This is a genomic window from Azovibrio restrictus DSM 23866, assembly GCF_000429665.1.
In the GTDB taxonomy this organism is placed as follows: Bacteria; Pseudomonadota; Gammaproteobacteria; order Burkholderiales; family Rhodocyclaceae; genus Azovibrio; species Azovibrio restrictus.
Window position 1 is genome coordinate 44,931 of sequence record NZ_AUCH01000020.1, and the last position, 21,483, is coordinate 66,413.

General features: G+C 62.7%; 23 protein-coding genes. 4 read left to right on the forward strand and 19 right to left on the reverse strand.

Features of this window, described 5'->3' with window-relative positions:
- The gene (gene fliR / locus G474_RS0115935; protein ID WP_026687835.1) at window positions 1-783 is read left to right on the forward strand and encodes a flagellar biosynthetic protein FliR; all 783 of its coding nucleotides are present in this window, start codon (window positions 1-3) and stop codon (window positions 781-783) included.
- Window positions 784-799: 16 nt separating this feature from the next.
- Here the strand turns inward: fliR and G474_RS21230 are convergent, their stop codons facing one another.
- From G474_RS21230 to flgB, 12 genes are read right to left on the reverse strand one after another with little or no spacing between them, the layout of a single operon-like run.
- A complete protein-coding gene (locus tag G474_RS21230) occupies window positions 800-1,180 on the reverse strand; it encodes a hypothetical protein (protein WP_156919309.1) in 381 nt (126 codons plus the stop codon).
- Between the two features lie 59 nt (window positions 1,181-1,239).
- Window positions 1,240-2,415 carry a flagellar hook-associated protein FlgL gene (gene flgL / locus G474_RS0115945; RefSeq protein ID WP_026687836.1) on the reverse strand — a complete coding sequence of 392 codons (1,176 nt, stop codon included), beginning with the start codon at window positions 2,413-2,415 and terminating at the stop codon, window positions 1,240-1,242.
- 10 nt (window positions 2,416-2,425) lie between these two features.
- A complete protein-coding gene (flgK, locus tag G474_RS0115950; protein ID WP_026687837.1) occupies window positions 2,426-4,414 on the reverse strand; it encodes a flagellar hook-associated protein FlgK in 1,989 nt (662 codons plus the stop codon).
- A gap of 58 nt (window positions 4,415-4,472) precedes the next feature.
- Window positions 4,473-5,423: a flagellar assembly peptidoglycan hydrolase FlgJ gene (gene flgJ / locus G474_RS0115955; RefSeq protein WP_026687838.1), complete on the reverse strand. Its 951-nt coding sequence runs from the start codon at window positions 5,421-5,423 to the stop codon at window positions 4,473-4,475.
- Window positions 5,423-6,517, reverse strand: a complete 1,095-nt coding sequence (locus tag G474_RS0115960; RefSeq protein WP_026687839.1) for a flagellar basal body P-ring protein FlgI — start codon at window positions 6,515-6,517, stop codon at window positions 5,423-5,425. Before G474_RS0115960 ends, flgJ begins: the two co-directional genes overlap by 1 nt.
- Before the next feature lie 14 nt (window positions 6,518-6,531).
- Entirely contained in the window at window positions 6,532-7,212 is a 681-nt protein-coding gene (locus G474_RS0115965) for a flagellar basal body L-ring protein FlgH (RefSeq protein WP_026687840.1), read from the reverse strand.
- 11 nt (window positions 7,213-7,223) lie between these two features.
- Entirely contained in the window at window positions 7,224-8,006 is a 783-nt protein-coding gene (flgG, locus tag G474_RS0115970; protein ID WP_026687841.1) for a flagellar basal-body rod protein FlgG, read from the reverse strand.
- Between the two features lie 14 nt (window positions 8,007-8,020).
- Window positions 8,021-8,764: a flagellar basal body rod protein FlgF gene (locus G474_RS0115975; RefSeq protein WP_026687842.1), complete on the reverse strand. Its 744-nt coding sequence runs from the start codon at window positions 8,762-8,764 to the stop codon at window positions 8,021-8,023.
- 25 nt (window positions 8,765-8,789) lie between these two features.
- Window positions 8,790-10,172, reverse strand: a complete 1,383-nt coding sequence (gene flgE, locus G474_RS0115980; RefSeq protein ID WP_026687843.1) for a flagellar hook protein FlgE — start codon at window positions 10,170-10,172, stop codon at window positions 8,790-8,792.
- Between the two features lie 21 nt (window positions 10,173-10,193).
- Complete coding sequence (locus tag G474_RS0115985) at window positions 10,194-10,853, reverse strand: flagellar hook assembly protein FlgD (protein ID WP_026687844.1); 660 nt, start codon at window positions 10,851-10,853, stop codon at window positions 10,194-10,196.
- A 16-nt stretch (window positions 10,854-10,869) separates the two neighbouring features.
- Entirely contained in the window at window positions 10,870-11,280 is a 411-nt protein-coding gene (gene flgC, locus G474_RS0115990; RefSeq protein ID WP_026687845.1) for a flagellar basal body rod protein FlgC, read from the reverse strand.
- A 15-nt stretch (window positions 11,281-11,295) separates the two neighbouring features.
- On the reverse strand, window positions 11,296-11,712 hold the full coding sequence (gene flgB, locus G474_RS0115995; RefSeq protein WP_026687846.1) for a flagellar basal body rod protein FlgB: 417 nt from the start codon (window positions 11,710-11,712) through the stop codon (window positions 11,296-11,298).
- Window positions 11,713-11,856: 144 nt separating this feature from the next.
- Between flgB and flgA the strand changes: the two genes are divergently transcribed.
- The 3 genes from flgA to G474_RS22255 all read left to right on the forward strand — a co-directional run bounded on the left by flgA (window position 11,857) and on the right by G474_RS22255 (window position 13,418).
- On the forward strand, window positions 11,857-12,540 hold the full coding sequence (gene flgA, locus G474_RS0116000; protein ID WP_026687847.1) for a flagellar basal body P-ring formation chaperone FlgA: 684 nt from the start codon (window positions 11,857-11,859) through the stop codon (window positions 12,538-12,540).
- Between the two features lie 147 nt (window positions 12,541-12,687).
- On the forward strand, window positions 12,688-12,954 hold the full coding sequence (flgM, locus tag G474_RS0116005; RefSeq protein WP_026687848.1) for a flagellar biosynthesis anti-sigma factor FlgM: 267 nt from the start codon (window positions 12,688-12,690) through the stop codon (window positions 12,952-12,954).
- Window positions 12,954-13,418, forward strand: a complete 465-nt coding sequence (locus G474_RS22255) for a flagella synthesis protein FlgN (protein ID WP_026687849.1) — start codon at window positions 12,954-12,956, stop codon at window positions 13,416-13,418. Before flgM ends, G474_RS22255 begins: the two co-directional genes overlap by 1 nt.
- 12 nt (window positions 13,419-13,430) lie before the next feature.
- On the opposite strand, the gene motD is transcribed toward G474_RS22255, so the two are convergent.
- The 7 genes from motD to flhB are packed head-to-tail and all read right to left on the reverse strand — an operon-like array spanning window position 13,431 to window position 21,330.
- A complete protein-coding gene (gene motD, locus G474_RS21240) occupies window positions 13,431-14,213 on the reverse strand; it encodes a flagellar motor protein MotD (RefSeq protein WP_043464855.1) in 783 nt (260 codons plus the stop codon).
- Between the two features lie 7 nt (window positions 14,214-14,220).
- Window positions 14,221-15,000 carry a flagellar motor protein gene (locus G474_RS21245; RefSeq protein WP_051282367.1) on the reverse strand — a complete coding sequence of 260 codons (780 nt, stop codon included), beginning with the start codon at window positions 14,998-15,000 and terminating at the stop codon, window positions 14,221-14,223.
- The gene (locus tag G474_RS0116025; RefSeq protein ID WP_026687850.1) at window positions 14,993-15,748 is read right to left on the reverse strand and encodes an RNA polymerase sigma factor FliA; all 756 of its coding nucleotides are present in this window, start codon (window positions 15,746-15,748) and stop codon (window positions 14,993-14,995) included. Before G474_RS0116025 ends, G474_RS21245 begins: the two co-directional genes overlap by 8 nt.
- On the reverse strand, window positions 15,749-16,636 hold the full coding sequence (locus tag G474_RS0116030) for a MinD/ParA family ATP-binding protein (RefSeq protein ID WP_026687851.1): 888 nt from the start codon (window positions 16,634-16,636) through the stop codon (window positions 15,749-15,751).
- Window positions 16,629-18,110, reverse strand: a complete 1,482-nt coding sequence (flhF, locus tag G474_RS0116035; protein WP_026687852.1) for a flagellar biosynthesis GTPase FlhF — start codon at window positions 18,108-18,110, stop codon at window positions 16,629-16,631. The genes G474_RS0116030 and flhF overlap by 8 nt, the downstream gene beginning before the upstream one ends.
- A complete protein-coding gene (gene flhA, locus G474_RS0116040; RefSeq protein ID WP_026687853.1) occupies window positions 18,107-20,197 on the reverse strand; it encodes a flagellar biosynthesis protein FlhA in 2,091 nt (696 codons plus the stop codon). Before flhA ends, flhF begins: the two co-directional genes overlap by 4 nt.
- A complete protein-coding gene (gene flhB, locus G474_RS0116045; protein WP_026687854.1) occupies window positions 20,197-21,330 on the reverse strand; it encodes a flagellar biosynthesis protein FlhB in 1,134 nt (377 codons plus the stop codon). Before flhB ends, flhA begins: the two co-directional genes overlap by 1 nt.
- Window positions 21,331-21,483 lie beyond the last annotated feature (153 nt).

Genomic DNA, 21,483 nt, shown 5'->3' on the forward strand with positions numbered 1-21,483 from the left:
GTGATCACCTTCACCTCCGCCCAGCTGGATCTCTGGATCGCCAGCTTCATCTATCCCCTGGTGCGCATCCTTTCCCTGGCCGCCACCGCCCCCTTTCTCAGCAGCGCGGGCATACCCCGGCGGGTACGGCTGGTGTTCGGCATTGCCCTGACCGTCGCCATCATCCCCATCCTGCCCCCCATGCCCGCCGTTCCCCCGGCCTCGGGCGTCGGGCTCTGGATCCTGGCCCAGCAGATTCTCATCGGCGTCGGCATGGGCCTGTCCATGCGCATCATCTTCACGGCCATCGACATGGCCTCCGCCATCATCGCCTTCCAGATGGGTCTGGGCTTTGCCACCTTCTACGACCCCCAGAGCACGGCCCAGACTTCAGTGGTCTCCAACTTCCTGACCCTGCTGGCCACCGTGCTGTTCCTCTCCATGAACGGGCACCTGATCTACATCTCGGTCCTGGCTCAGAGCTTTACCGCCATTCCCATCTCCAGCACCTCGCTGCATCCTTCCAGCTGGCACTTCCTGGCGGCGCTGGGCAGCAAGATCTTTTCAGCGGGCCTGCTGCTCTCCCTGCCGGTGATCGTCATGCTGCTGATCACCAACCTGGCCCTGGGCATCCTCAACCGGGTGGCCCCCCAGCTCAACCTGTTCGCCATCGGCTTTCCCATCACCCTGGCCCTGGGTTTCATCAGCCTGATCCTGATGATGAACTATCTGGCAGTGCCCCTGGAGCGGCTGTTCAACGAAGGCTTGAACGCCATGCTCTACTTTGCCCTGCCGCCCCCCTGACCCCCGGAAGAACCGCTCAGTGGCGCACCAGCTTGATGCTGCCCTCGCCAAATCGCCGGGCCGCCATGGTATGGGACTCGATGCCCTCGGCGTAGTCCAGGATGCGGTAGCCGCCATAGCCCAGTTCCCGCTGCAACAGCCCTGCCCGGCGCTTGAGGATGAGCATGGCTTCCCCTTCCCCACCGGTGAAATAGCGCTTCATGCGCAGCTGCAGGTAAAAGACATCCTCGCTGACCCGGGTTTCCTCAATCTCCCAGTTGGGCGCCAGGGGATCATAGATCAGGTAGGCTAGGCCGAAATTGGCAAGCTGAGAGGCGGTCGGGGCCAGCAACTTGTTGGCCAGCCCCAGCACCGCCACGTTCTGCACCGTGTCCCGCTCCACCACGCTGCTATTCATGCCGTCGCTAGCGCAGCCGGCCAGGGCAGACACCAGCAACAGGGCAGGTATCCGCCACCTCATATGAAATTGAACAGGCTCAGGCCGGTCACCTTGAGAAAGGACTGCTGGGCGGCCTGCAGCTGCAACTGGTTCTTGGACAGGTCGGTGATGGCCTTGGCGTAATCCAGATCCACCAGATCGGAAATCTGGGACTGGTACTGGACATCCAGGTCCTCACCCAGGGAGGTCAGGGACTCCAGCTCTGCCATGCGTGCTCCCACCACGGCCCGGCTGTCCACCACGTGCTGGACGGCCTGATCGAGGCTGGCGCCGACCCGCAGCATGGTGTTCTTGAATTCGGCGGATGCGGTGTCACCGCTTTCCAGCGCGGCAATGAAATTGTCCAGGGTGGTGAAAATGCTTTCATCGGTGCTGGGCGCCACAGTGAAGGAGTCCCCCACTGCCGGCGCACCACTGACCGTCACCTGGGCGCCTCCCAGGTTGATGGTGCCACCAGAGGTATAGGCGGCCGTGGAGTCCAGGGCCCCGTCTATCCAGAGCTCGTAGTTGGTGGCTGAGGTAAAGCGCAGCTCGTAGCTGCGGCCATCAAAGGTCCCCACGGTACTGCCGTTGCTGATCACCCCGCTACCGGTATTGCCGCTGTCTGCGTTGGCCACGAATACCCCGTTCCCCTGGGGAATGCCCTCGAAGAACTCACGCCCCGAGTAGCTGACATCCATGTAGCGACTGGCTTCCACCTGCAGTTGCCGGGCACCGCTATCCCCTTGATAGACAATGCTGCCCCCCGACTCGGCGAAGGGCTGGGTTCCTGCCTGATAGCCGGCAAAACGATAAAGACCATTGGCATCGGCGCTGTTGGCCACCCCGAGCACCTCCTGGTACTTGCCACGCAGATCCACGGCAATGGCCTTCAGCTCACTGGCCGAGTAGGTCCCGTTCCCCGCCTCCACCCAACGGCTCTTGGCGTTGATGAGCACGTTGCCCACGGAAGCCATCAGGCTCTCCAGCTCGGCCAACTGGGTCTTGGCATTGGACTGGTTGTCGAGGAACTGCTGGTTCACGCTCTGCTTCTGCTCCGTGACCAGGGCCTGGGCCGCCGCCACGGGATCATCAGCAGGCGTCACCACCCGGCGCCCGGTGGACATCTGATTCTGCAGTTTGTAGAGGTCATACTGATTGCGCAGCAGACCGTTGGTGCCGGAATCGTAGATTTGAGCAGTACTAATACGCATGATTCATCTCCTAGGCCCCGATGCTGAGCAGGGTGTCAAAAAGCTTGGACACCGTATCCATCATTCTGGCCGCCGCCTGGTAAGCCTGCTGGTATTTGATGAGGTTGGCCGCCTCCTCATCCAGATTCACCCCGGAAACTGCATCCCGGGCCGCTACTGCCTGTTCCAGGACCGTGGCCTGGGCAGTGCCATTGACCAGGGCCGTCTTGGTCTTGGTGCCGATGTCGCTGACCAGCTGGGCATAGGAAACCTGGAAGGTGGACACCCCCTTGGTACCATCGCCGTTCATGGTCTGAGCCGTCTGCAGCGCCCCTATCTTGACGATGTTGCGGGCGTCGGCGGTGCCTCCCGTATTGGCCTCCACCAGGAACCGGTCCCCCCCGGCCGGAGTGCCGGAGATGCTGAAGGCAAAGTTGTCGATGGTGATGGTGGCGCCGCTGGTATAGGGAATCTCATCCGTGGCAGCAGCAATGGCGTAGTTGGTGCCATCTACATTCACCGTCGTTCCCGGGGCAAAACCCCGCAGGGAGTTGGTCCCGGCCACGTATTCCAGGCTCAGGGCGGGAATCTGGTAGGGAGAACCCACCACGCTCCCCGCCGTGATCGTGGCAGTCCCCACGTTGCCAGTGGCGGCAGCAGTGCGGATAGGGGCTGCCGCGGCAATCTTGCGCACATCCCCGGAAATTTCCTGGTTCACCGTAATGTTGCGGGCGATTTCCCGGGTCGGCTGGAGCAGGTAGGTATCACCGGCCGCATGACCGGCGCTGAAATCCAGGGTCAGCCCGTCAAAATTGACTGCCGTACCCTCGGTACCGGTAGCCACCACCGCCCCGTCATTGACCCGGGTAATCTCGAAACTGCCCCCGGCGGCGAAGCGTACTTCGTAATCGCTGGTGGTGATCTGGGTGTAATAGTTGCCGCTGCTGGAAACCTGGGGATCCTGGAACTCGAAGGAAGCAACTCCCCCGGTACCGGTATTCATGCTGTTTTCCACGGACTTGGGAGAGCCGATCTTGAAGAACTCGGAAACGAAGGCCGCATCACCGCTCACGTTACCGAGCAGATCCTGGCCCAGGGCCTGCTGGGCATTGACGGTCAGGGCCAGGCTGGCTGCCATCTGGCCCAGGGCATTGGCAGCCTGGTCGAGGGCCTCGGTCCGGAAGGAGAGGAACCCCCCCAGGGAGCCACCATCCAGATAGCTATCCGGCAGTTCGGCCGCACTGCCCTGCTGAGCCACCACATAACGTTCGGGATCCGATGCGGAAGGCCGTACCTCCAGGGGCACCACCTGATTGCCAACCACCAGTTGCTGGCCGTTGCCGGCAAACACGTTGTAGGCCCCCTGGGAGTCCTGGACGGTACTGACCCGCACCAGCTTGTTGAGCTCCAGCACCATCTGGTCCCGCTGGTCCAGCAGGTCATTGGGGGTATTGCCCGTGGTGCTGAGCGCCACGATCTTCTCGTTGAGATTGGCAATCTGCGAGCTGTAGGTATTGATCAGGCCGACGGTATCCTTGACCTGGGTGTTGGTTTCCTCATACAGCTGGGAAAGACGGTTTTCCAGGGTCTGGAAACGGGTCACCAGGGCCTGGGCGGAACTGACCATGGACTGGCGGGCCGACACCAGGCTGGGGTTGGTGGCCACATCCTGGACCCCCTGGAAGAAGCCGGCCAGGACAGGGGACATGCCGGAGGAAGAATCGGCCAGGAGATTGTCGATCCGGGAAATCATCCCGTAATAGGTATCCAGCTCACTGGATTTGCTCTGGGCGGAATTGACCTGGCTCTGCAGCACGGCGCTGTAGCTGCGCACGATGGTGGAGACGTGCACCCCCTGGCCGATGGAGCCGGCGCCAGTCACCATGGCAATATTGGTGGCCTGCATGATGGACTGCCGGCTGTAACCCGCGGTATTGGCGTTGGCAATATTGTGCTGGGTCGTGGCCAGACCCAGCTGGGCGGTGGCAATCGCCGTTACACCAGTATTCAAGAGGCTCATGATTCATCTCCGGTTCTGCCGTTCTATTACGGCTCAGACGGGAATTCTTTGAGCCTGCTCAACCGATTAGTGCCTGCCGCAATGTGGGTCCGTTGATGATCCCAGCCAGCTTTTCAGCATATTTCGGGTCGGTGGCATAGCCCGCCTGTTGCAACCTTCTTGCAAACTCCGTGCCATCCTGGGATCCGATGACGCTACCGTAACGGGGACTGTTGCGCAGCAGGTTGGCGTAATCCCGGAAGGCATCGGCGTAGGAGTCATAGGCCCTGAAGCTATCCTGCTGCTTCACGGCCACCCCGTTCTCGTATTCGGTGGTGGTGATTTCCGTGCTCTTGCCCTGCCAGCTCTTGCCCGCCTTGACGCCAAACAGGTTGTAGGACGGGGAACCGTCCTGGTTGCGGATGTCCCGCTTGCCCCAGCCGCTTTCCAGGGCCGCATGGGCCACCAGGAACTGGGGCGGAATGCCGGTGCTGCGGCTGGCCTCCACCGCGTGGGGCCAGACCTGTTCCACAAACTCCCTGGGGGAGCCCGGCGTAGAGACTGTTTCGCCAGAGGCAACAGCCGGGCTGTCCATTTTGGTCTGGTTTGCCCGAGCCCCCTGCAATCCGGCCCCGGCTCCCTGCCCCTGAGGACGGGCCAGCGGCAAATCGGCAACAGCCTGGGCGGAAATACTTGCCGCCTCCTGGCCTGCCGTACCGTTCAGGCGCCGGCTCAGCTGCGTTTCCAGCAACTGGGCCAGCCCCAGGGTACCGGTCTGGGAAATATCCTTGGCCACCTGCTGATCCAGCATGCCGGTGAAGAAGCGACTCGATTCACTGTCCAGCAAGCCATCCTGGCTCGTGGTGGCGCGCATGGACTTCATCACCATCTGCAGGAACAGGGCTTCGAACTCCTGAGCCGCAGCCTTGACCCCGGCCTGAGGATCGTTCTTGAACTGGGCACGCAGATCCTGGACGCTCTGGAGGTCAGCGGCCAGACTGTTGCCCGTCGTGGTGACCTTGGTGGACATCAGATGATCTCGAGATCAGCCCGCAGGGCACCGGCGGCCTTCATGGCCTGCAGGATGGCCAGCAGGTCCTGGGGATTCGCCCCCAGGGAGTTGAGCGCCTTGACCACATCCGCCAGATTGGTCCCGGCCTTCAGATTGAGCAGATTGGTCCCGTCCTGGGCCAGGCGCACATTGGTCTGGTTGCCTTCCGGCAATTGATCGTTGGTGATCACTACGGAAAGGTTGCCATGGGAAATGGCACAGGCCTCAATGGTCACCAGCTGATTCATCACCACGGACCCGGTACGGGGATTCATGACCACCTTGGCCTGGGCCTGAACGGGCTCCACTTCGATATTTTCCAGACGCCCCATGAAGGCCACCCGGGCATCGGGATATTCCGGCGCCGCAACCCGGATCTGGCGTCCATCCATGGCCTGGGCCACTCCGGCCCCCATCCTGGCATTGATGGCATTGACCACCCGGCGGGCCATCTCGAAATCGGAGCCTTCCAGCTCATAGACCACGTAGGGCCCCTGCCCCAGGGAAGTGGGCACCGCCCGCTCCACCGTCGCCCCACCGGGAATGCGGCCCGCGGACAGGTGATTGACCTGCACCTTGGCCCCGGGCGCAGCCGCCCCCGCCCCGCCCACCAGCACGCTGCCCTGGGCCATGGCATAGACCTGCCCGTCCGCCCCCTTCAGTGGCGTCATGAGCAAGGTTCCGCCCCGCAGGCTCTTGGCATTGCCGATGGACGACACGGTCACGTCTATGGGCTGCCCGGGACGGGCGAAGGGAGGGTGGTTGGCGGTCACCATGACGGCCGCCACGTTCTTGAGCTGGATGCTCTTGGCCTGATCCAGGGGAATGTTCACCCCCATCTGGGCCAGCATGTTGATCACCGACTGGGAAGTGAAGGGGGTCTGGGTAGTCTGGTCACCGCTATTGTCCAGGCCCACCACCAGGCCATAACCAACCAGCTGGTTGTTGCGCACCCCCTGGACGGCCACCAGATCCTTGAGCCGCTCAGCACTGGCCGGCAGACTCCAGCAGGACAAGGCGCAAGCGGCGAGAATTGCCGCCCGCCCCAGGATGATTCGGCCCAGACTTGCCATGATGAACTCCCATATCAGAATGGAAGAACAGAGAGAAAGAATCGTGCCAGCCAGCCCATGACCTGGGCTTCACTGATGTAACCGGAGGCTTTGTACTCGATCCGGGCGTCAGCGACCCGGGAGGAATCCACGCTGTGGGTCTCACTACGGATGTCACGGGGATTCACCACCCCGGAGAGGCGGATGAACTCCTGCTGATGCCCGATGGAGACCTGCTTTTCTCCCGACACCAGCAGATTACCGTTGGGATAGACCTCGATCACCGTCACCGTGATGGTGCCGGTGAAGGCGTTGGTGTTCTCCACATCCCCCTTGCCGGCAAAGGTATTGCTGCTGCCGGCATCCACGTTCAGGCCGCCGAGCCCGGTCAGGGGCTTGACGTTGAAGGGGTAGACGTTGAGGGCATTGACATTGGCGGTGGTATTCGCGGTCCGGGAAGCATTGCTGGCCGACTCGGCGGAGGCCTTGTTGCTTTCCGTGATGTTGATGGTCAGGGTATCGCCCACGTAGCGGGCGCGCCGGTCCTCGAACAGGGGACGGGCCGAAGCCACCTGGTAGATGCTGCCATTGCCGGCCTGAGGCACATCCTGATGGACCGGCCTGGCCGTCATGGGCTGATGCACGCTGGTGGGCGGCGTGGACGCACAGCCTCCCAGCAAGGACAAAAGCAGCAGGATGAAGCCGAACCTGTTCATAACTGCCTCACTTACATCTGGGTGAGACGGGCCAGCATCTGGTCGGACGTACTGACCACCTTGGAATTGAGCTCATAGGCCCGCTGGGCTTCGATCATGCTCACCAGTTCCTCGGCCACATCCACATTGGCGGTTTCCACGTATTTCTGCTCCACGGTCCCGGCCCCGTTCTGTCCTGGGGTATTGGGGGTCGGCGTACCGCTGGAGCCCGTTTCCATGTAGAGGTTGCTGCCGACGCTGAGCAGGCCGCCCGGATTGACGAAAGTAGCCACCTGAATGGTGCCGATCTGCACCGGCTGGGTATTGCCCTGCTCGGTGATGCTTACCGTGCCATCCGTCCCGACAGTGATGGACTGGGCCGTCTGGGGAATGTTGATGTTGGGCTGCAGGGGATAACCATCCGGGGTGACGATATTCCCCTGGTTGTCCTTCTGGAAGGAGCCATTGCGGGTATAGGCGATGGTGCCATCCGGCATCAGGACCTGGAAGAAGCCGCTGCCGCTGATGGCCATGTCCAGGGGGTTCTGGGTGTTCTGCAGGTTGCCCTGGGTAAAGATGCGCGCCGTGGACACAGGCTGCACCCCGGTACCCAGCTGCAGGCCGTTGGAAATCTGGGTCTGCTGGGAGGACTGGGCCCCGGGCTGGCGCACCACCTGGTACAGGAGATCCTCGAACACGGCCCGGGATTTCTTGAAACCGTTGGTACTGACGTTGGCCAGGTTGTTGGCGATCACGTCAATGTTGGTCTGCTGGGCGCCCAGACCGGTCTTGGCAATCCACAGGGAGCGAATCATGATGTTTTCCTCTATTAGCTCAGGGACAAGAGCTGGTCTGCCTGACGGGCGTTCTGATCGGCGGTCTGCAAGAGCTTGATCTGCATTTCGAACTGGCGGGACAGGCTGATCAGCTGCACCATGGACTCGGCCGCATTCACGTTGCTACCTTCCAGATTGCCCGGAGACAGGCGCACCCGCTCATCGGCCGGCACGATCCCACCGCCGCCACGCAGGCGGAACAACCCGTCGGCACTGCGTTCCAGATCCGCCTCGGGGGGATCCACCAGCTTGATGCGGCCCACCACATTGACCACGTTGGGGGTCCCGAAGGTGGGAATCACCGAAACCGTGCCATCCGGACCGATGCTCACATTGTTATCAGGGGGAATACTGATGGGGCCGCCATCACCGGCGACGATGTAGCCACTCTTGGTCTGCAGCACCCCGTTTACGTTGATTTCCAGGGCCCCCGCCCGGGTATAGGCCTCACCACCGTCCGGCGTCTGCACGGCAATCCAGCCGCGCCCATCCACGGCCACGTCGAACGGGTTGTCGGTACGCAGGATGGGCCCTTCGTCGAAGATGTCCTGGATCGAGGCATCCACCACGAAAGCCCGGCTGGGCATGGCCTCGGACAGCACCGGCACCGCTTCGAAACGGTGCATCTGGGACTTGAAGCCGATGGTGCTGGCATTGGCCAGATTGTTGGCCACGCCCGCCTGCTGCAGGAAAGCGTGCTTGGCACCGGTCATGGCGGTATAGATCAGGCGGTCCATGGTCTGGGTCTAGGAAATATGGAAATTAGCGCAGGCTTACCAGGGTCTGCAGGATTTGGTCCTGGGTCTTGATGGACTGGGCATTGGCCTGATAGTTGCGCTGCATGACGATCATGTTGACCAGTTCCTGGGTCAGGTCGGTGTTGGACTCCTCCACCGAACCGGACTGCAGCGAACCCCGGGTCCCGGCACCAGGCGTGCCTATGGTGGGCTGACCGGAGGCAAAGGTTTCCACCCAGAGGTTGTCCCCCATGCTCTGCAAGCCGTTGGGGTTGTTGAACTCGGCCAGAACCACCTGGCCCATGAGCTTGGTCTGACCGTTGCTGTAGTTCCCCACCACAAAGCCCTTCTCATCCACGCTGAGCTTGGTCAGGGTGCCGGCGGTGTACCCGTCCTGGATGATGTCGTCGGTGTTGTAGGCCATGCCGTAATGGGTGGACTTGCCCATGTCCATATAGAAGGCAAAATCCCCCGACACCCCTGGACTTTGGGCAAACCAGTTCAGCCCCGTATCCGAAGTCAGATCCATGGCTGTACCGTCCTGCATCACCGTGGCAGAGAGATCCAGCTCAAAGCGATAGTCGCCGGCATTACCGACCAGAGTTCCATTGGGCTCGAACTCGAGCTGGGTCGGCGTAGCAGACACCAGGTATTTGTTGTCGATGACCGTGTAGACATCCCAGGTCCGCGCATCCACCCCGCTATCCCCACTCCGGACATAGTAGTTCGTCAGGGTATGGGAAGCCCCGGCCTGGTCATAGATCGTGGCCGAGGTGGAGTAGTTGTACATGCTGGTGTTGAAGGTGGAGTCCCAGGCAAAGGGGGTCAGCTCAGTCCAATCCGAACCTGCTGCAATAGTGGCTGCCTTCTTGTCCCGGTTGTCCAGATTCACCCCGATGATGAGCCCCCCCTGGGAAGCATCCAGGGATGAAGACCAGCCCGTTTGCTGCGGCTGAATCCCTTCGGTACCCACCGTCAGGGGCACGATGGAGGCCGTGTCGACGTTTACCCCATCGGCAGAGTCATAGCCGGTAAGGTAACCGCCATTGGAATTGACGATGTAGCCGCTCTTGTCCAGATGGAACTGGCCATTGCGGGTGTAGTAGCCGGTCTGATCCAGGGTGCTCTGCTGCAGGCGGAAAAAACCGTTACCGTTGATCGCGATATCCAGGGCGTTGTTGGTCACCGAAATATTGCCCTGGGTGAATTGCTGCTGCACGGCAGCCAAGCCCACCCCGATCCCCACCTGGGAAGCGCCAGACCCGTTCAGGGCCCCCGCATAGACGTCGGCAAAATGTGCCTGAGCCGCCTTGAAACCCACGGTGCTGGCGTTGGCGATGTTGTTGCTCACCACATCCAGGGCCTTGGAATAGACATTGAGACCGCTTAACCCTTGCTGGAATGCCATGATCTTCTCCTCAGCTATTCCTTAAAACACCTGCTTCACATCATCCAGGGTCACGTTTCCGAGCCCGGCAACCTCGAGCAGGAAACCATTCGTCCCCCGAACCAATGCAGAGACCGTGCCAGCCTGCAGAGCCTTCACTTCGACGGGCTCCCCATCCAGAGAAGCGGAAACGGAGAAACTGTAGCTGCCAGCACTCGCCTTTTCCCCATCACTCTTGGTGCCATCCCAGTAGAAAGCCATGGAGCCGGCATCCTGCTCACCCAGACTCTGGCGGGCCACTTCCTTGCCCGTACTGTCCATGATGATCACCTCCACCTTGTCGGCAGGCCCGCTGAGCTCCAGGCCGAACAGACTGCCATCCTCACTCAGGGTCAGGTCATCACCCGGCACCAGGACATTCTTGCCGACCAAATTTGCCGCCTGCAGGGACAAGGCTTCGTTGTAGCTGCCCAACAGGGTCTGCATGCTTTCGTTCAGGGTTTCCAGACCGGAGACCATGTTCATCTGGGCCAGCTGGGAGGTCATCTCCGCATTTTCCATGGGATTCAGGGGATCCTGATTCTGCAGCTGGGCCAGGAACAGGGTCATGAACCGGTCGCTCATTTCCGCCGCAGAAGAGGTCTTGCTGGAAGAAGAGCCTGCCGAGTTGGCGGCATTTACTGCATCAATGATGGAAGACATCGTGTTCTCCTAGGCTTTACTGGCCGATCTGCAAGGTGCGAACCAGCATCTGCTTGGCCGTGTTCATCACTTCCACGTTGGTCTGGTAGGAGCGGGAAGCGGAAATCATGTTCACCATCTCCTCGACCGCATCCACGTTGGACATGGTCACGTAACCGTTTTCGTCGGCCAGGGGGTTGTGGGGGTCGTAGTTGAGGCGGGGGGGAGCGGCGCTTTCCACCACCTGGGTCACCCTCACCCCCTGGGAAGCCTCGCCGGCATTGCCCAGGGGCGTGGCCTGAAACACCACCTGCTTGGCCCGGTAGGCTTGCCCGTTGGCCGAAACCACGCTGTCGGCGTTGGCCAGATTGGATGCCACGGCATTGAGGCGCAGGGACTGGGCCGACATGGCACTACTGGAAACCTTGAAGACATTGAACAGACTCATGAGTCTTTTCTCCTATCAACCCTGGTTGCTGCTGATGGCGGTACGCAGGCCGCTGATCTTGTCAGACAGGAACTGGGTCACGATCTGGTATTGCAGGGAGTTGTCGGCAATCTGGGCCCGCTCCACGTCCATGTCCACCGTGTTGCCATCCACCGCCGACTGGGTTTCGCTGCGGTACTGCAGATTCACATGCGCCAGGCCGGAATCCAGCCCGCCCAGGTGCCCCGGATGCGTACGGGCCACGCCGACGCTACCCTGACTCTCCCGCTTGCCCATGGCTGTCTCGAAGGCGGCAGTGAAATCGAAATCCCTGGCCTTGTAGTGGGGAGTGTCAGCGTTGGCGATATTGGAAGCCAGCACCTGTTGCCGGTAAGCCCGCAAATTGAGGGCTTCGGTATAGGTGCCCAGATGGGCCTTGATGTCACCAATCATTTTGTTCTCCCGCATGCGCACATTTGCAGCATCCACAGCAGGTTTCGTGCCATGCAGAAAACGGGGTGCCACACCATGGATGCGGCAAATCTTGCCTGCCGGGGAAGTATTTGGGATTTCCCTTCCATGGGGGACAATGGCGACATGAAATCACTGGCAACCATCCTCCTGGCCTGCCTGCTACCCCTCAGCGCCCTGGCTGCCCAGGACCCGGCCCTGGGCGCAGTGGAAAACTACGTGCGCCAGCAGCTCCAGGGCCAACCGGGCCGGATCAGCATCAGCGCCGGCCCCCTGGACCCCCGCCTGCGCCTGCCCCAGTGCAGCAGCTACCAGCCCTATATCCCCAGCGGCGTGCGCCTGCTGGGTAGTGTCAGCATCGGCTTGCGCTGCGCAGGTCCGGCCCGCTGGAACATCTTCGTGCCCGTCAAGATCGCCATCGAGAGCACTTACGTGGCAACCGCCACTCCCCTGGTGGCAGGACAGAGCATCCAGCCCGACAACCTGGTGGTGCTCACTGGAGACCTGGGCAGCCTGCCCGCCGGCATTCTCACCGACCCATCCCAGGCCGTGGGCAAGACCATCAGATTCTCCCTGGCCTCCGGTCAACCCCTGCGGCTGGACCAGTTGCTGGCCCCCCTGGTGATCCAGCAGGGACAATCCATCAAGCTGGTCTTTCATGGGCCGGGTTTCACCGCCACCAACGAAGGAAGGGCCCTCAACAATGCCGCGGAAGGGCAGGTGGTTCAGGTGCGCACCCAGTCCGGTACGGTAGTCAGCGGCATCGCCCAGTTCAACGGCACGGTGCTGGTCGGTGAGTCCCGCCCCTAGCGCTGCGGAAAGCCCCTTGAAAAAAACGTCGGGCAGGCGGGTGCCGGACGGCCGCTGGCATGAAAAAGCAAAACTTTTCCAGCCCTTACCTCAAGCAGGCGCCCTTTTTGCCGTTAAAATCGATACAAGTTCGTCACAGGTGACATCGTGAAAGTCGATACCGCATTAAAAGTGGCTCCCACGCCCCCCAGCCGGACAGCGGCCAAGCCCGCTGGTACGGCGGCGGCCGGTGAGCAGGTGAAGTTGAGCGACGCGGCCCAGCTCAAGGGCAGTGAGCCGCCGGTGAACAACTCCCGGGTACAGGAAATCAAGCAAGCCATCGCCGAAGGCCGTTTCCGGGTGAACCCGGAAGCCATCGCCGAGCGCCTGATCACCACCGCCCAGGAACTCATCAACGCCCAGCGCAAAGCCTGATGAGCGCCACCTTCCCGCAACTGCTTGCAGCTGAAATCGCTGCCGTGCAGCGTTTTGTCGCCCTGCTGGGCGAGGAGCAGCGGGTTCTCAGCAGTGGCCAGGTGGACGTCCTGGCCGGGATCATCGAAGCCAAGGGTAAGCTGGTGGAAGAACTCACCAGCCTGGGCCAGCAGCGACATGAATGTCTGGTGGAACTGGGCGTCGCCGAAAACGGGGAAGCCGTGGAGCGCTGGCTCCAGGGGCAGCAGAATCCCCGCCTACTGCAGGGCTGGAAGGCCTTGCAAGGACTGGCCCGGGAGGCCAAATCCCTGAACGAAATGAACGGCCAGTGCATTGCCCTGCTGGCCCGCAACAACAAGCAGCTGCTGGATGCCATCACCGGCCAGCAGGCCAGGGGCACCTTCTACGGTCCGGACGGGCAGACCGCCAGCGGCCCCGGATTCCGCATCAGCGACTCGGTCTGAACCTTCCCGCCATCAGGTAGCCGGCTTCAGCTCCGTCGCCACCTCGGTGGGAGTCTCCGGGACAAAGGAATCGATCAATATGGTCACCCGCCGGTTGCGGGCCCGCCCCTCCACCGTGTCATTGCTCTCCACCGGCCGTTGTTCGCCGTACCCGATGGCTGTCAGCCGTTCCGGATAAACCCCTGAATCAGCAAACAGGCGCAGCACCGTGGTGGCGCGCACGGCAGAGAGTTCCCAGTTGGAGGGGAACTGGGGCGTGCTGATGGGAATGTTGTCCGTGTGGCCCTCGATGGTGATGGGAAACTCACTGTTGGCCACCACCATGGCCACAGCCTGCAAGGCGCTGATGGACATGGGTTCGAGACGGGCCTGACCGGGGGCAAACAGGATGCTGTCGTTGATTTCCACGGTCACGCCGCGGCTGGTTTCCAGCACCCGCACCTTGCCCTGCTTCACCAGGGGCGCCAGGGCTTCCATGATCTCCTTGGCCATGCTGCGCATCTTGTCCCGCTGCTTGAGTTTGGTCTCGTCCGCCCCCTTGTCCGGACGGGCCACGGGTACCGGCAGGGGCGGGGCCCCCTCGGTCACCACGACAATCTGCCCGGCCGGGTTGTTCGCGATGTTCCGGAAGGCGTTGTTGAGGGAATCGGAGAGGATCTTGTACTTGCCCTCGTTGATGGAGGAAAGGGCGTACATGACCACGAAGAAGGCAAACAGCAAGGTGATGAAGTCCGCGTAGGACACCAGCCAGCGCTCGTGGTTTTCGTGCTCCTCGGGCCGTTTCCTGCGTGCCATGGCAATCTCAGCGACGCCCGGCCCTGGCCGGTGGTGTGCTGGGCTCCTGGAAGATGTACCCCTGCAGCCGGCTCTCGATGATGCGGGGATTGTCTCCCACGGCAATGCCCAGCAGGCCGTCCAGCAGCATCTCCTTGGCCACCATCTGCCGTCCGATGTAAGCCTTGAGCTTGTTGGCCACGGGCAGGAACACCAGGTTGGCCAGACCGACACCGTAGATGGTGGCCACGAAGGCCACGGCAATGCCGGCCCCCAGCTTGGAGGGGTCGGAGAGATTCTCCATCACGTGGATCAGGCCCATGACCGCCCCGAGGATGCCGATGGTGGGGGAGTAGCCGCCGGCCGACTCCCAGATTTTCGCCCCCTGACGCATTTCCTCTTCATAGGTGTTGAGCTCCACCTCCATCACCTCCCGCAGACGCTCCGGGTCGGCGCCATCCACCAGCAGTTGCAGGCCCTTCTTGGCAAAGGGGTCCTTGAGCTGGTTGGTGAAATTTTCCAGGGACAGCAAACCTTCCCGACGGGAGAGATGGCTCCACTGGGAAACCTGGTCGATGAGCCGCTTGTGTTCGATGACGGGGGGCATGAACACCCAGGCCACCATGCGCAGCCCTCGCTTGAAGACACTGAAGGGGCTTTGCAGCATCACTGCCCCCAGGGTTCCGCCCAGCACGATCATCAGGGCCGTGGGCTGCACCAGGGAAGCCACATGCCCGCCTTCGAGCACCTGCCCGCCCAGGATGGCGCCGATGCCGATGAAAAGCCCGACGAGACTGATCTTATCCAATGTCCTTCACCTTTTTTCGCCCCTTGGGCTGCACGGCGGCCTCGCCAAAGACCTTGCTGCGGATGCGGCTGATGGCCTGGCTGTGCAGCTGGCACACCCGGGATTCCGTCACCCCCATGATTTCACCGATTTCCCGCAGGTTCAGCTCTTCCTCGTAATACAGGGCCATCAGCAGCTGCTCCCGCTCCGGCAGGGCGCCGATGGCCTGCACCAGGTTGCGGCGCAGGTCCTTGTCCTCCAGCAGGACGGAAGGATCATCCTCGCTGCTGCCCAGATGCCGTTCCAGGAAGTCCTCCCCGGCCTCGGTGGCAAAATCTTCCAGGTACACAAGCTGGTGCCCCCGGGCTTCCTGCAGGAGTTTCTGGTAATCGGCCAGGGGCATGCCGAGATTGGCCGCCAGTTCACTCTCGCTGGGGACCCGCCCGTTCTGCTGCTCCAGCTGCTGCAGGGCCGCCTCCACCCGCCGCATCTCCCGGCGCAGATTGCGCGGCAGCCAGTCGTTCTCGCGCAGGCCATCCAGCATGGCACCACGGATACGCTGACTGGCATAGGTCTCGAACTGGGCACCAAAACCCTCCTCGTAACGGCCCAACGCATCCAGAAGCCCGATCATGCCATTCTGGACCAGGTCTTCCAGCTGCACATTGGCGGGAAGGCGGACCATCAGGTGGTGGGCGATGCGTTTGACCAGAGGGGAATAGTGCTGGACCAGTTGCTCCCTGTCGAGCTGACCGGCGGCTGTATACATTTAAGCTTGTAGGACGCGGGGTGTTATGCGATGGCTCAAGTGTAACAGTTGCTGAATGAATTGTTCGACCCCGCCATTCTCATATTCGGCGCTGGGCCAATCCAGCATATCGGCGGCAAATTCACGCAGGGCTTCGGCTGCCGGAGCTTCGGGCAGGGTGGAGACAATGGGCTGGCAGAACTGGGCCACCTGCTTCAGGCTGTCGTCCAGGGGCACGGCGCCACCATATTCAAGTTGGGCAATGCCCCGCTGGGCAGCGACCTTGCGCAGGTTGCCGAAGATCGTCAGCCCGTCCTCCCGGGTCTTGACCCGGTTGACCAGGATGCGGAAATGGCGCCGGGCAAAGGCCAGGCTCACCTTCTTGATCAAGGCGTAGGAGTCGGTGATGGAAGAGCCGGAGCCGGAAACCACCATCACGGCCTCCCCGGCGGCCAGGCCCCAGGGCGAGAAGCCATGGGCATGATCGGGACTGGTATCGACCAGGATCACATCCACCGGGCGCTCCAAGGAAGACATGCCAGCCAGCATGGCCTGCTGCTGGGCCGGGGAAAGGCGCCCCAACTGGCGCGCCGCCATCCCTGCCGGCAGGACGCTGACCCCCGGTACCGGGGTAAACAGCACCTGCTCCAGGGGCCGCTGGCGGTTCAGGACCTGGAGCAGGTCGCCCTGGGGATGGATGCCGAAGAAGGTGCCCATGTGCCCCGCCCCGCCATTTTCATCCACCACTAGCACTTCCAGCCCCAGGCGCGCCAGGGCCACGGCCACATTGGCCACCATGGAGGTCTTGCCCACCCCGGGGGAGCCGGAGGCAAAGGTCACGACCCGCAGCTGGCGACGGTTGAACATCCGCCGCAAACCGGCGGCCTGATCGTGGCGGAAATCAGCCACGCCTGCCTCCTGCCGCCATCAGGCCGGCATTGGCCATCATCAGGCCGGGTTCGACCCCGTCATAACGGTGGGCGGCATCGGGAACTTCCTTGAAGGCCCGGTGCAGCAGGTAGGCCCGGTTCGGCAGGTGCAGGTCTTCCGGCACACGCTGGCCATTGGAGACGTAGTGCAGGCGCAGACCGTGGCGCATGATGGCGTCCAGGGCCGGAGCCAGGCTGGCGGTCTCGTCCACCTTGGTGAGGATGCAGCCGGCCAGATCGTCGCCCCGGTAGGCGCGCACCACATCGTCCAGGGTATCGCCCCGGGAGGTGGCCGACAGCACCAGCAGGCGACGCACGGCGCAATCGGAAAGCATGGCATTGAGCTCCACCACCAGCTTGTCCTTCTGGCTCATGCCCATGGTGTCGATCAGGACCATGTGCTTTTGCTTGAGCTCGGTGAGGATCTGATGCAGCTCTTCCGCGTCCTTGGCCAGATACACGGTGACCCCCAGGATGCGGCCATAAATGCGCAGCTGCTCGTGGGCGCCGATCCGGTAGCTGTCAGTGGTCACCAGGGCCACCTTGCTGGCTCCGTGGCGCAAGACGCAGCGGGCGGCCAGCTTGGCCGTGGTGGTGGTCTTGCCCACGCCGGTGGGCCCCATCAGGGCATAGATGCCGCCCTTGTCGATGATGTCGTTGTCCGCCCCCAGGGTATGCAGGCTACGGTCCGCCACGCCCCGGGTCCAGGCCAGGGCCTGTACGGTATCCATCTCGGGGGGCAGGTCCAGCAGCAACTCCCGGGCAAACTGGGGGGAAAACCCCGCATCCAGCATCTGCCGCAGCACCTCGGTCTTCACCGGTTCCGTGCGGGCCACCTCGCCCCAGGCAAAACCTGCCAGGTGCTGTTCGACGATCTTGCGCAGGGAACGGATCTCGTCCATGACGGCCGCCGGCACCACTTCAGCCTCACCCCGTCCCTGGGGATGGTGACGGGTACTGACCGTCGGCGCCGGACCGGCCGGGGCACGGGGCGGAGCAGCTGGACGGGCTGGCTCGGCAGCCTGGCGCAGGGAAGCGGGCTTGGGAATGGAGGCATTCACCGGCGCCTGCTGCTGGACCGGCGCGGCCGGTGCCCGGGGCGGCGCGGCCGGTGCCCGGGGCGGCACGGCCGGGGCCGGCGTGTTCTGGCGCAGGGGGGCGTTGAAGAGCTGGGCGGCCACAGCCGGCTGGGCCGTGGGAGCTGCCGGCCGGGACAGGCTGACCCGGTAATCGTCCTCGTCGGCAAGCTGCGGCGCCGGGCGGGGCGGGCGCTGGACCGGCCGCTCTTCCACCGGCGGCACGATCATGGCCATATCCCGGGCTGCCACGGCCATGATCTCGACCCCGCCGGGAACACCCCGGTTGGAGAGGATGATGGCGTCAGGTCCCAGGGTTTCCTTGACCTTGCGCAGGGCTTCCCGCGCATTGACTGCAATGAATTTTCTTACATTCATGACCTACCTCCAATGATCGAGGTCACTTTGAGGATCTTGGTTTCAGGCACTTCGCCATGGGCGATGACCTTCAGTTGCGGAATGCTGCGCCGCAGGAAGCGGGACAGCAGAAGACGGATGGCCCCGGGCACCAGCAGCACCGGCGGCATGCCCAGGCTTTCCTGACGCTGGGCGGCGGCGGCTGCTTCCTTGAGCAGGCCGTCGGCGAGCCCGGGCTCCAGGGCCGAAGCACCGCTGGTACCGGCCACGGTCTGCAGCAGCAGACGCTCCAGTTGGGGGTCCAGGGTCATGACCTGCATTTCGTTGCCGCTCGGGTAGAGCTGCTGCACGATGGCCCGGCCCAGGGCCATGCGCACCTGGGTGGTGAGCTCGTCCGCGCTCTGGGTCCGGGTCGCGTGATCGGCCAGGGTCTCGATGATGGTGCGCATATCGCGGATATGCACCCCCTCTTCGAGGAGGTTCTGCAGGACTTTCTGCAGGGTCCCCAGGGGCAGGATCTTGGGCACCAGATCCTCCACCAGCTTGGGCATTTCCTTGGCCAGGTAGTCGATCAGCTGCTGCACCTCCTGGCGTCCCAGGAGACCGGAAGCGTGGGTCAGGATCAGATGGTTGAGGTGGGTGGCCACCACGGTGGAGGCATCCACCACCGTGTAGCCGTAGGCTTGAGCCTGGTCCCGCAAACTGGCATCCACCCACACGGCGGCCAGACCGAAGGCCGGGTCCTTGGTGGGCGTGCCCGGCAGCGTCCCGGCCACCCGCCCCGGGTTGATGGCGAGGAACTGGCCGGGGAAGGCTTCGCCATGCCCCACTTCCACGCCCTTGAGCAGGATGCGGTAAGCGTTGGGCTTGAGCTCCAGGTTGTCGCGGATGTGCACCGGCGACACCAGGAACCCCACCTCCTGGGCAAACTTCTTGCGGATGCCGCGGATGCGGCGCAACAGCTCCCCGTCCTGGGTCTTGTCCACCAGGGGGATGAGGCGGTAACCCACTTCCAGGCCCAGCACATCCAGGGGCGCCACATCGGCCCAACTGGCCTCCTGGGCCTCCTGGACAGGGGCAGGAGCCACGGGGGCCTGCACCGGCTTGAAGGCCTCCCGGCGGGACTTCTCGAGCATCTTCCAGCCCAGGAAGGACAGTCCGCCGGCCAGCAGCAGGAAGACCAGATTGGGCATGCCGGGGATCAGCCCCATGGCCCCCAGGATGCCGGCGGTGATGAACACCACCTGGTGGTTGCGGAACACCTGGGCGGCGAACTGGGCGCTCACATCCCGCTCGTCGGAAACCCGGGTGACCACCATGCCGGCGGCGATGGAGATCACCAGGGCGGGAATCTGGGCCACCAGGCCGTCGCCGATGGCCAGCAGGGTATAGTTCTTGGCCGCTTCGGCCAGCCCCAGGTCATGCTGGACCACTCCGATGATCAGGCCGCCGATGACGTTGACCAGGGTGATGATGATGCCGGCGATGGCATCGCCCCGCACGAACTTGGAGGCACCGTCCATGGACCCGAAAAATTCCGCTTCCCGGGCGATGTCGGAGCGGCGCTGACGGGCCTCGTCCTCACCGATCAGGCCGGCGTTCAGATCGGCGTCGATGGCCATCTGCTTGCCGGGCATGGCATCCAGGGTGAAGCGGGCGGAAACTTCGGCCACCCGGCCAGCACCCTTGGTGATGACCATGAAGTTGATGATCACCAGGATCAGGAACACGATGATCCCGACCGTGTAGTTGCCGCCCACCAGAAAGTGCCCGAAAGCCTCGATGACCTTGCCGGCGGCGTCGCCGCCGGTATGTCCTTCGAGCATCACCACCCGGGTGGAGGCCACGTTGAGGGACAGGCGCAGCAGGGTGGTGACCAGAAGCACCGTGGGAAAGACGGAGAATTCCAGGGTCTTCTTGACCTGGATGGCCACCAGCAGAATCAGCACCGACAGGGCGATGTTGAAGGTGAACAGCACGTCCAGGGCAAATGCCGGCAGGGGCAGCACCATCATCGCCAGGATCATGACGATCAGGATGGGCGCCCCCAGCTGGGTCGCGTTCAGACGGCTGAACACATTCTGCAGGGTAAGGGCGGCGCTGGCCATCAGGCGACCCCCGGCACGAGTTCAGGCGGCACATCCAGATCCTTGGGAGGGGTCGGATAATCCCCCCCGGTAGTGCGCCAGCGGTTCAACTGATAAACGTAGGCCAGCACCTCGGCCACCGCCGCATAGAGACTGCCGGGAATCTGGTCATCCACTTCCGTATGCTTGTACAGGGCCCGGGCCAGGGGGGGCGCCTCCAGCATGGGCACCCCGTGTTCGGCCCCCAGGGACTTGATCTTCTGGGCAATCACCCCCATGCCCTTGGCCAGCACCTTGGGCGCCCCCATGCCTTCCTTGTAGGACAGGGCCACGGCGTAGTGGGTGGGGTTGGTGACGATCACGTCGGCCTGAGGTACGGCCGCCATCATCCGGCGCCGAGCCGCTTCCCGCTGCAGGCTGCGGATGCGTCCCTTGACCATGGGGTCCCCATCCATTTCCTTCATTTCCTGGCGCACCTGTTCCTTGGTCATCTTCAGCTTGTCGTAGTACTGCCAGATCTGGAAGGGCACGTCGGCGGCAACGATCACGACCATGGCCGAGACGAGTATCAGGAAGGTGAAGGTGAGCAGGTGCCCGGCCGTTGCCAGCCCCGATTCCAGGGGCTGGCCCAGGAGCCCGAAGATGTCTTCCCATTCGCGCCACACCAGAAACACGGCGACCCCGCCGATCAGCAGGGCCTTGAGCATGGCCTTGAGCAGTTCCATCAGGCTGTTCCAGGAGAACATCCGGCCTATCCCGGCGATGGGGTCCATGCGCCCGAAGCTGGGCATCAGGGCTTTCGGTGCAAAGACCCAAGCATTGAGCAGAAAGGGAGGAATCAGGGAGGCCACGATCATGGCCAGCACCAGGGGAGAAAAACTGAGCAGGGCATCAAAGCCCAGATCGCTCAAGCGCACCAAGGCCAGTTCCGGCTCCTTGAGGAACGCGGGATCCATGGTCAGTCCCTTGCGCATGATCTGCATGGCCCGTTCGGCCAGCCAGCCCCCCAGCATCCAGAAGGCAGCGGCGGCCACCATGAGGACGAGAAAACTCCCCAGCTCCCTGGAATGGGGAACCTGGCCTTCCTCCCGGGCCTGCGATAAACGCCTGCCTGTAGGCTGCTCTGTTTTCTCCTGGTCGCTATCTTCCGCCATGACCACGCCACCGTTGCGATGGGCGTATTATAGAAAAAAACCAAGAAAATTAAATAGGTACACCACTTTTTTTAGAAAGCGTATTAAGTCAACCACTTAGCCAGGCTGGCGCCAACAAAAAAGGGGCCCATGGCCCCTTTTCTGTAAGCAATT